The organism is Salinibacter sp. (assembly GCF_042218895.1).
In the GTDB taxonomy this organism is placed as follows: Bacteria; Bacteroidota; Rhodothermia; order Rhodothermales; family Salinibacteraceae; genus Salinibacter.
Genome location: NZ_JBDGQQ010000082.1, coordinates 10,301 through 18,940 on the forward strand (window position 1 = coordinate 10,301; position 8,640 = coordinate 18,940).

The following is an 8,640-nucleotide window of genomic DNA, read 5'->3' on the forward strand; positions in this document are numbered from 1 at the left end:
CCTCTTACCCCTTACCTCTTACCCCTTACCTCTTCCCTCTCACCCTTCTCACCCGCGCCCCCACGCCCAAACGTCCCATCTGCCATTCCCCCCGCTGACCCTTACATTAGACCGCTGCACGCTCAAGCCACCAACCGACTGCGTTTTCGATGCTCATCTACGAAGTCAACCTGACCGTCGACGGCGACGTGCCCGCCCGCTACAGCTCGTGGCTGCGCGAGCACATCCGCGAGATGCTGGAGCTGGACGGGTTTGAGGCCGCCGTCTGGTACGCCCGCACCGACGACGGCGACACGGTGCCGGAGCCGGACGAGCCCACCGGGACCCGGGACTGGACGGTGCAGTACCAGGTGCGCGACCGCGAGGCCCTCCAGGCCTACTTCGACGAGCACGCCGACGAGATGCGCCGCGAGGGGACCCAGCAGTTTGGCGATCACGTGACGGCCGACCGGCGCATCCTTGAGCAGAAGCGTCTCTTCCAGGCCCGGCGCAAGAAGGATACCGGGCCGGTGTAGTTCGCCTCCGTCACCTCAGTGGCCCCCGGCCTCCGCCAGCACGGGCCCCGTTGCGGCGGCCCCTGCGTTTAACACGCCGTCACCTCGGCGCGTCACGGCATCTTCAACGCCATTTGGGGCAGTACAGGGATCTCTCGGCGGTCGTGCGGGTGTGATTATACCCGCTTTGCGACAAAGTGGCAGGTTTTCTCGTCCGGGACCTGCCGCCCGGGTCTACAGCTCGCTCGCTGTCTGTCTCTCAACCGTTCCCCTCATGGACCGCGAATCGATCAAAGAACGCTTCGGCATCGTCGGCGAGTCCGACGCCCTGGAGAGTGTTCTGGACCAGGCGCGCCAGGTAGCCAACACAGACATCACCGTGCTGCTCCAGGGCGAGAGCGGCGTCGGCAAAGAACTCATCGCCCAGGCGCTGCACGAATTGTCTACGCGCCGCCACGAGCCGATAGTGGTCGTCAACTGTGGGGCCATTCCTGAGGGCCTCATCGAGAGCGAGCTGTTCGGGGCGGAGAAAGGCGCCTACACCGGGGCCGTCGAGGAGCGCGTGGGGTACTTCGAGGAAGCCGACGGCAGCACCATCTTCCTCGACGAGATCGGCGAGATGCCGCAGGAGGCCCAGGTGCGCCTGCTCCGCGTGCTCGAGACGGGCCAGTTTACGCGCGTCGGGGCGTCTCAGCAGCAGCAGGTAGACGTCCGGATCGTGGCGGCGACGAACAAGAACCTTGCTGAGGAGGTGCAGGCCGGGCGCTTTCGCAAGGACCTGTACTACCGCCTGAGCACCGTCCTCATCGACATCCCCCCGCTTCGGGAGCGCCCGGAAGACATCCTGCCCATCTTCGAAACCTTTCTGCACCAGTTCGCAAAGGAGTACAACTCGTCCCGCAAGCGGCTCACGGAGGACGCGAAGGAGTTTCTCGAAACGTACCGCTGGCCCGGCAACGTGCGCGAGCTCCGCAACATTGCCGAACAGGTGGCGGTCCTGATGCGCGACGAGGAGGTGTCGGCCGACGATCTGCGGCCCCTTCTGCGCGACACGGGCCAGGCGGCGCCCTCTACGGACCTCATGCGGATCGAAGAACAGCAGCGTCAGGATGCGGACGACGAGACCGGCACCAATGTCCGCGAGCGTGAACTGCTGTACCGGGCCATCCTTGAGATGCGCATGGACATGCGCGACCTCAAGGAGCAGATCGGCTCCCTGATGTCGAACGTGGGCGCCGTCGTGCCGCGCGAGGTGGTCGACCGGGGCGACTTTCCCGGCGATGATGACTTTGTGGTGGTGCACGATAGTTCCGGCGACGAAGCCCGCCCACCGCACCGCGAACGAGACAAACGCGGCGGGGGAGAGGTCGATTCCATCATGCGAGACGTCGTCTACGAGGTGGACGAGGAGGGCCCGGCCCGTCCCACTCCACGCAGGGACCCTCCCTCCACCCCGGAGCCCGAGCGGGCCCGCCCGACGGGCCCAGAGGAGAACACTGACGCGGACGCGGCCGACGCGCCTGAGGAGCTGCCCACGCTCGAGGAGGCCGAGGAGCAGCTCATCAGCCGGGCCCTGAAACGATTCGACGGCAACCGCCGGAAGACGGCTCAGGCCCTTGGCATCAGCGAACGCACACTCTATCGCAAGCTCAAGGACATCGATGAGGACCTGTGACTCCGACACGGAGGCACGTGGACGGATGGACGGATCATCTCCCCCCTCCCCGCCTCCACGCCCTTACGCTTCTGCGCTTTTCTCGAGCAAGGGGGCCGGCGTTGGACGACGTGCTCTGCTTGCAGCCGTCCTCGTTGTCGGCCTGCTATCAGGGTGCACCTACTACAGCTTCAGCGGCGCCAGCATTCCGTCTCACCTGGAGACCATCGCCATCCCAATCGCTCAGGATAACTCCACGAGCCCCATCAACACGCTGGGCAACGACCTGACGGAGGAGCTCACCAACCGCTTCGTCGACCGCACGAGCCTCTCGCTTACGACGAACGACTCGGAGGCGGACGCTCTCCTTGAGGCCACCATTCAGCAATACACAAATCGGCCCACGGGCGTGAGCGGCAACGAGCGGGCCACCACGAACCAGGTCACCATTCGGGTAAAGGTCCGGTACACGGACCAAAAGAAAAACAAGGAGATCCTCAACCAGACGTTTAACGGTGTCGCTAAATACAATCCCGGCGAGGCCGGGCTTTCGGGCAGACGGCAGGCCTTGCAGAACGCCATCGAAAACGTAGCCGACGACATCTTTACTACAGCCACCTCGGACTGGTAGCCGCCGGGGATTGGCTCACTCGTTCTCGTCGAAAAGGCCCGGGATGTCGACCAGCCGAACGCCGTCGGCGTCCCCGACGATCATCTGGCCCGTACCGCGCATCTGTGCCCCGCCAAACTTCCCGTCTTTCCGGAGCGCGTAGAACCGGACGCCGAAGTTGGGCTCGTCCTGATCATTGAGGAGCCGCGGCACCTTGGTGTTCTCCGCGATGCGACGGCAGGCGTCCAGACATGCCTTCTCGGGCGTGTCGCCCTCGCGCATCCGCTCTACGATGAGGTAGCTCGACAGGTTTTTGAGGTTGGCCTCTCCCCGCCCGGTGGACCCGGCTGCGCCTACGTCATTGTCGGCGTAGAGGCCGGCCCCCACGACGGAGGTGTCCGCCACCCGCCCCGGAATCTTGTAGAACAGGCCGCTGGTCGTGGTTACGGAGCCGATGTTGCCGTTGGGCGCGAGGGCCGAGCAATGGATGGTGCCGTAGTGCCGTTGCACCTCGCGCATCTTCGCACCTAGCGCTTCGTCCTTCAGGCTGTCGGGCGGCAGGTAGTCGTCTTCGTCCGACAGACTCTCCTTCCATTTCACCCAGATCTTACGGGCCCGTTCGGTGAGGAGGTCCGTCGTCTCAAACCCGTGCATCTTGGCGAACTCCTTCGCCCCTTCCCCCACCAGCCGCACGTGATCGGTCCGCTCCATCACCGTGCGGGCCACCCTTGAGGGCACCGGGATGTCCTCGAGAACCGCGACCGCACCGGCCCGGTGCGTCTTTCCCTCAACCACGCCCGCTTCCAGCTGCACGGTCCCCTCGGCGTTCGGGATGCCTCCATACCCTACGGTGATGTCGTCCGGGTCCCGCTCGACGATGTTTACGCCCTCGATGACGGCCTCCAGGGCCTCGCCGTCGTTGGCCATCACCTCGAGGGCTCGCTCGGCGGCGGGCTCGCCGTTGTCGCTGGCTACGACGAGGGGCCCGCCGTTTGCCGCGGCGTCGAAGGACGGCGCGCCCCCCTGCGCGGCCTGAGGAAGGAGGGCCGCCCCGGCCCCAGCCATCGAGGCCTGCTTCAGGAAGGTTCGACGAGACGGTGCAGTGGAAGACTCGTTGTCGGACATAGCTAGACGTTGCGGTTGAGATTGCGCGTCGAGGGATTTCGGTCGTCCACTCTGATCACCGTAGTGTACGGACTCGGAAGGGAATTAACAACGCCGAAGAAGTGAACGTGCAGCGGCCCGGGCCGGTCGGTCAGTACATCGCCGTGGAGCGCACCTCGTCGTGGCGGCGCATGTACTCGACCATTCGGGGCGCGTAGTCCGGGAATGCGGGACACGCGATGCCGGTGCCGTCGAGGGCTGCCTGCGCGTTGGTGGCGTCGTAGCGGGAGGGGTGGTCAAAGTAGTCGATGAGCTCCGGCGCGATGCCGAGCACACGCCCGACGCTGGTGCCCATCATCGTGCGGGCCACACTTGGAGAAACCGGCACGTATGCCACGCGCCTGTCCAGCAGGTCGGCGAACAGATCCAGGATGGCCTGAGTCGTGAGCGGCTGCGGGTCGGTGAGGTGGAAGACCCCGCCCTCGTGCTCCCCCGTGCCCAGCAGGTGGACCATTGCCGCCACCACAAAGTCGACCGGCACCAGGTTCACCGGCTCGGTGCCCGACCCGATGCGGACCATGAGCGTGAATTGTGGAAGCTTCCGGAGGGCATTCAGGACGAAGTACGGCCCGTCGAACTTGTCTGTCTCCCCGGTCTCCGAGTCGCCCACCACGATGCTCGGGCGAAAGATGACCGTCGGAATCTCGTCCATCCGGTCCTGCACCAGCACTTCGGCGTGGTACTTCGTCTCCTCGTAGAAATTCTTGAACCCCGCGTCGTGAACGAGGTCGTCCTCGTAGATCGTGCCTGTGCGCCGCCCCGACACGTAGGCGGAGCTGACGTACCCGAAGCGCTCAAGCTTCGGGCTCTGCGCAAGCAGGTCGAGCACGTGGCGGGTGCCGTTGACGTTGACCCGCCATCCCACGTCGCGAGGAATCGACAGGTCGTACACGGCGGCCAGATGGACCGCCCGGGTAATCTGCTCCGCCACCGCGTCGTAGCGATCACCGAGGGCCAGGTCCGGCTCCGTGATGTCGCCGGGCAGCACCTCGGCCCGCTCCGCGAGGCCAAGATCGGTGAGGAGCGTTCGGGTTCGGGCCTCGAACTTGGGCTGGACCAGCAGCAGAAACTCGTGCTCCGGCTCCTGCTCAGCAAGGGCGCGCAGGAGCCGTGTGCCGAGAAAGCCAGGAACCCCCGTGAGGAAAATCATGCGGTCCAGCGCCGGTAAGGACCAGACTGACGAAGAGGGCCCCGGGTGTCACCCAGGGCCTGTAGGTACGCGCCGTTCCGGGCGAGGTGCCGTGCATCCCCGCTAGGCCGCCGCTTCTTTTTCCTCTTCCGTGTCGGCGCCCATCACAGAGGCCACGGATTCATCGGCCACCTCCACCTCATCGTCGAAGAGGAACAGGAAGAAGAGGAGCACCGCGCCCGCAAAGATGGCCGGAATCCACCAGAAGGTGACCCACTGGTCCAGGGCCATCTCTTCGCCGGTGCGGATGAAGTTGTACAGCCAGCCCGCTAGTTGGGCCCCGATCAGCATACCGGCCCCGTAGGTCAGGAGAACGATGAGGCCCTGCGCCTGTCCCCGAATGTCATCGCTGGCCTTCTTGTCGACGTAAATCTGTCCCGTCACGAAGAAGAAGTCATAGCAGATGCCATGCAACGCGATGCCGGAGATAATCATCCACGTCACGACGTCCGGCGCCCCTACGGCAAACAAGCCGTACCGTACCACCCAGGCAAACATGCCCACGCCGAGCATCCACTTTACCCCAAGCCGCACGAAGAAGACCGGCATCAGGAGCATGAAGACGACCTCGGACATCTGCCCGATGGTCTGGACGGCCGCCACGTCCTGGAACCCGGTGCTCTGCAGGAAGACCTGCGTAAAGTTGTAGTAGGCCGCCAGCGGGATCGAGATGAGAAAGGAGCTCAGCAGGAAGACGTAGAAGGACGGGCTGCCAAGCTTCTCGAGCGCGTCGACCCCCACGATGCTACGCACCGACACCTCCTCCCCTTCGGCCGGCGGGGGCGTGTGCGGAAGGGTAAAGCTATACAGGCCGTACAGGGCGCTCACGCCCGCGGTGAGGTAGAGCGGGAACGTGGTGGAGGCCACGGTCACGTCCTGACTGAAGAAGAGGCCGCCCACGTAGCTCACGCTCAGGCCCGCGACGATCCATCCGATCGTGCCGAACACGCGGATGACCGGAAACTGTGACTCCTGGTCCGTCATGTTGTGGAACGCCAGCGTGTTGGCCAGGCTCATGGTGGGCATGTAGCACAGGTTGTAGGCCAGCAAAATAAGAATGAAGACGACTGGGTAGCCGATGACGGAGGGCGCCATGAACATGAACGCGGCCCCCAGAAGGTGGAGCGCGCCGAGCACGCGCTGGGTCGGGAAGTACCGGTCGGCGATCAGCCCCACGAAGAAGGGGGCCACGAGTGCAGCGATGGGGTTGACCGTAAAGGGCCAGTGGGTGAGGCCCTCCAAGCCGTTGGCGGACATGAATACGGCCACGGTCGTGTACCACGCGCCCCAGACGAAGAACTCCAGGAACATCATCGCGCTGAGGCGGGCCTGAATCGTACGGTTCATGGTGGGGAGTCCGGGCTGGTCCGCAGTTTTGTCGAGTCGCTATCATGTTAAAAAATCATGGCCTCCTCCACAAGCGCTTCCGAGGGGACGTTCTAAGGAAAAAGCGGAGCCGTCGTCCGTCTTCGAGGGGACGCTCGTCCCCAACTCGCGCATCGAGAGCCGACTCGGCCCGGAGTGATCCGACGCGCTAGGCACGGCGCCGCTACTGCGACGACGGGCTGTCCCAATTCTCGGCGAACGGAGGATCCATCCCCCCGCCCCCTCATACCTACGATCGCATCCTAGATTCGGAATTCCGCACCGGGCCGAAGTGCCCCCCTACCGAACGCCCAACGCTCAACCCACCAACCCTCAACGCCCACGCCCTTCACCCCCACGCCCTCCCATGCCCGAAACGCTCCCCCAACCGCCCGACGTCGACCGCGACCTCGCCCTCGACCACGGCCTCACCGGCGACGAGTACGACGAGATCCTGGACCGGCTCGGGCGCACGCCCTCGTTCGTTGAGCTCGGCATCTACTCGGTGATGTGGAGCGAGCACTGCTCCTACAAAAACTCGGTCGCCCTGCTCAAGACCCTGCCGCAGGAGGGCGAGCGGCTGCTGGCGGAGGTGGGCGAAGAGAACGCGGGCCTCGTGGACGTGGGCGACGGCAAGGCCGTGGCGTTCAAGATCGAGTCGCACAACCACCCCTCGGCCGTGGAGCCGTACGAGGGGGCGGCCACCGGTGTGGGCGGCATCCACCGCGACATCTTCACGATGGGCGCCCGGCCCATCTGCGCGCTCGACTCGCTGCGGTTCGGGTCGCTGGAGGAGTCGCGCGTCCGCTACCTGTTCGACGGCGTGGTGCGCGGCATCGGCGACTACGGCAACTCGTTCGGCGTGCCCACGGTGGGCGGCGAGGTGTACTTCGAGGACGCCTACGAGGGCAACCCGCTCGTCAACGCCATGAGCGTGGGCGTGGTGGACACGGATCGCACCGCCCGCGCCGCGGCCGAGACGCCGGGGCACTCGGTCCTGGTGGTGGGCGCCGCCACGGGCCGCGACGGCATCCATGGGGCCACCTTCGCCTCCGCCGAGATCGACGAGGACAGCGAGGAGGACCGCCCCAGCGTGCAGGTGGGCGACCCCTTCACCGAGAAGCTGCTGCTGGAGGCCACGCTCGAAGCGATCCGCGAGGGCGTCGTCGAGGGCATCCAGGACATGGGCGCGGCCGGGCTCACCAGCTCCGCCTTCGAGATGTGCGCGTCCAGCGGCACGGGCATGAACCTGCACCTCGACCGCGTGCCGACCCGCGAGGAAGGCATGACGCCCTACGAGATCATGCTGTCGGAGAGCCAGGAGCGGATGCTTGTCGTCTGCGAGCCGGGCGACGAGGAGGCCCTCGCCGAGATCTATGGGAAGTGGGACCTCAACGCCCAGCGCATCGGCACGGTCACCGACACCGGCCGCGTCCGCGCCTACTGGCACGGCGACGCGGTGGCGACGCTCGACCCCGCCCATGTGGCGGGCGACGATGTGCCCGTCTACGAGCGCGACACCGAGCGGCCCGCCTACCTCGACGAGACGCGCGTCTTCGCGACCAGCGACGTGCCGGACCTTGCCCCCACCGGCGTGACGGAGACGCTCACGACCCTCCTCGGCGCGCCCAATGTCGCCTCGAAGCGCTGGGTGCACGAGCAGTACGACACCATGGTGCGCACGAACACGGTGGTGGGTCCCGGCGCCAGCGACGCGGCCGTCGTTCGGCTAAAAGGAACCGGCAAGGGCCTCGCCGTAAAGACGGACTGCAACGGCCGCTACGTCTACCTGAACCCGCGGCGCGGCGCCCAGATCGCCGTCGCCGAGGCGGCGCGCAACGTCACCTGCGCCGGCGGCACGCCCGTCGCCATCACCAACTGCTGCAACTTCGGCAATCCCCACAACCCCGAAGCCTACTGGACCTTCGCCGAGGCCATCGGCGGCATGGGCGACGCCTGCCGGGCGCTCGGCGTGCCCGTGACGGGCGGCAACGTGTCGCTCTACAACGAGCACCCCGAGGGCGCCATCTTCCCCACCCCCACCATCGGCATGCTCGGCCTCGTCGGCGACATCGAGACCCAGCCCACCACGGCGGCGCTCCAGCGCGAGGGCGACGTGCTCTTCCTGCTCACCCCGAGCGGCTGGATCCATCCGACTGCCATC

General features: G+C 66.0%; 7 protein-coding genes. 4 read left to right on the plus strand and 3 right to left on the minus strand.

The features are described from left to right. The first annotated feature begins 149 nt into the window (after positions 1–149). The 3 genes from ABEL04_RS07585 (at position 150) to ABEL04_RS07595 (ending at position 2,779) form a co-directional block, all read left to right on the plus strand. Positions 150–515, plus strand: a complete 366-nt coding sequence (locus tag ABEL04_RS07585; protein WP_375801781.1) for a DUF4286 family protein — start codon at positions 150–152, stop codon at positions 513–515. A 253-nt stretch (positions 516–768) separates the two neighbouring features. Further along, positions 769–2,169 (plus strand): sigma-54 interaction domain-containing protein, encoded by a 1,401-nt coding sequence (locus tag ABEL04_RS07590; protein ID WP_375801782.1) that lies wholly within the window; start codon positions 769–771, stop codon positions 2,167–2,169. Between the two features lie 25 nt (positions 2,170–2,194). Then, the gene (locus tag ABEL04_RS07595; RefSeq protein ID WP_375801783.1) at positions 2,195–2,779 is read left to right on the plus strand and encodes an LptE family protein; all 585 of its coding nucleotides are present in this window, start codon (positions 2,195–2,197) and stop codon (positions 2,777–2,779) included. 15 nt (positions 2,780–2,794) lie between these two features. Here ABEL04_RS07595 and ABEL04_RS07600 read toward each other — a convergent pair whose 3' ends face one another. The 3 genes from ABEL04_RS07600 to ABEL04_RS07610 form a co-directional block, all read right to left on the minus strand. Next, positions 2,795–3,883, minus strand: a complete 1,089-nt coding sequence (locus ABEL04_RS07600) for a N(4)-(beta-N-acetylglucosaminyl)-L-asparaginase (RefSeq protein ID WP_375801784.1) — start codon at positions 3,881–3,883, stop codon at positions 2,795–2,797. Positions 3,884–4,013: 130 nt separating this feature from the next. Continuing rightward, entirely contained in the window at positions 4,014–5,072 is a 1,059-nt protein-coding gene (locus ABEL04_RS07605; RefSeq protein WP_375801785.1) for an SDR family oxidoreductase, read from the minus strand. Between the two features lie 102 nt (positions 5,073–5,174). Next, positions 5,175–6,458 (minus strand): MFS transporter, encoded by a 1,284-nt coding sequence (locus ABEL04_RS07610; protein ID WP_375801786.1) that lies wholly within the window; start codon positions 6,456–6,458, stop codon positions 5,175–5,177. Positions 6,459–6,843: 385 nt separating this feature from the next. Between ABEL04_RS07610 and purL the strand changes: the two genes are divergently transcribed. After that, positions 6,844–8,640 (plus strand): phosphoribosylformylglycinamidine synthase subunit PurL (gene purL, locus ABEL04_RS07615; protein WP_375801787.1); only part of this gene is annotated, 1,797 nt, incomplete at its 3' end.

Bases quoted from the DNA above. Each gene is read 5' to 3' on its own strand.
- ABEL04_RS07590 (WP_375801782.1), top strand. From the start codon at position 769: ATGGACCGCGAATCGATCAAAGAACGCTTCGGCATCGTCGGCGAGTCC.
- ABEL04_RS07605 (WP_375801785.1), bottom strand. From the start codon at position 5,072: ATGATTTTCCTCACGGGGGTTCCTGGCTTTCTCGGCACACGGCTCCTG.
- ABEL04_RS07600 (WP_375801784.1), bottom strand. From the start codon at position 3,883: ATGTCCGACAACGAGTCTTCCACTGCACCGTCTCGTCGAACCTTCCTG.
- ABEL04_RS07595 (WP_375801783.1), top strand. From the start codon at position 2,195: ATGGACGGATCATCTCCCCCCTCCCCGCCTCCACGCCCTTACGCTTCT.
- ABEL04_RS07610 (WP_375801786.1), bottom strand. From the start codon at position 6,458: ATGAACCGTACGATTCAGGCCCGCCTCAGCGCGATGATGTTCCTGGAG.
- ABEL04_RS07585 (WP_375801781.1), top strand. From the start codon at position 150: ATGCTCATCTACGAAGTCAACCTGACCGTCGACGGCGACGTGCCCGCC.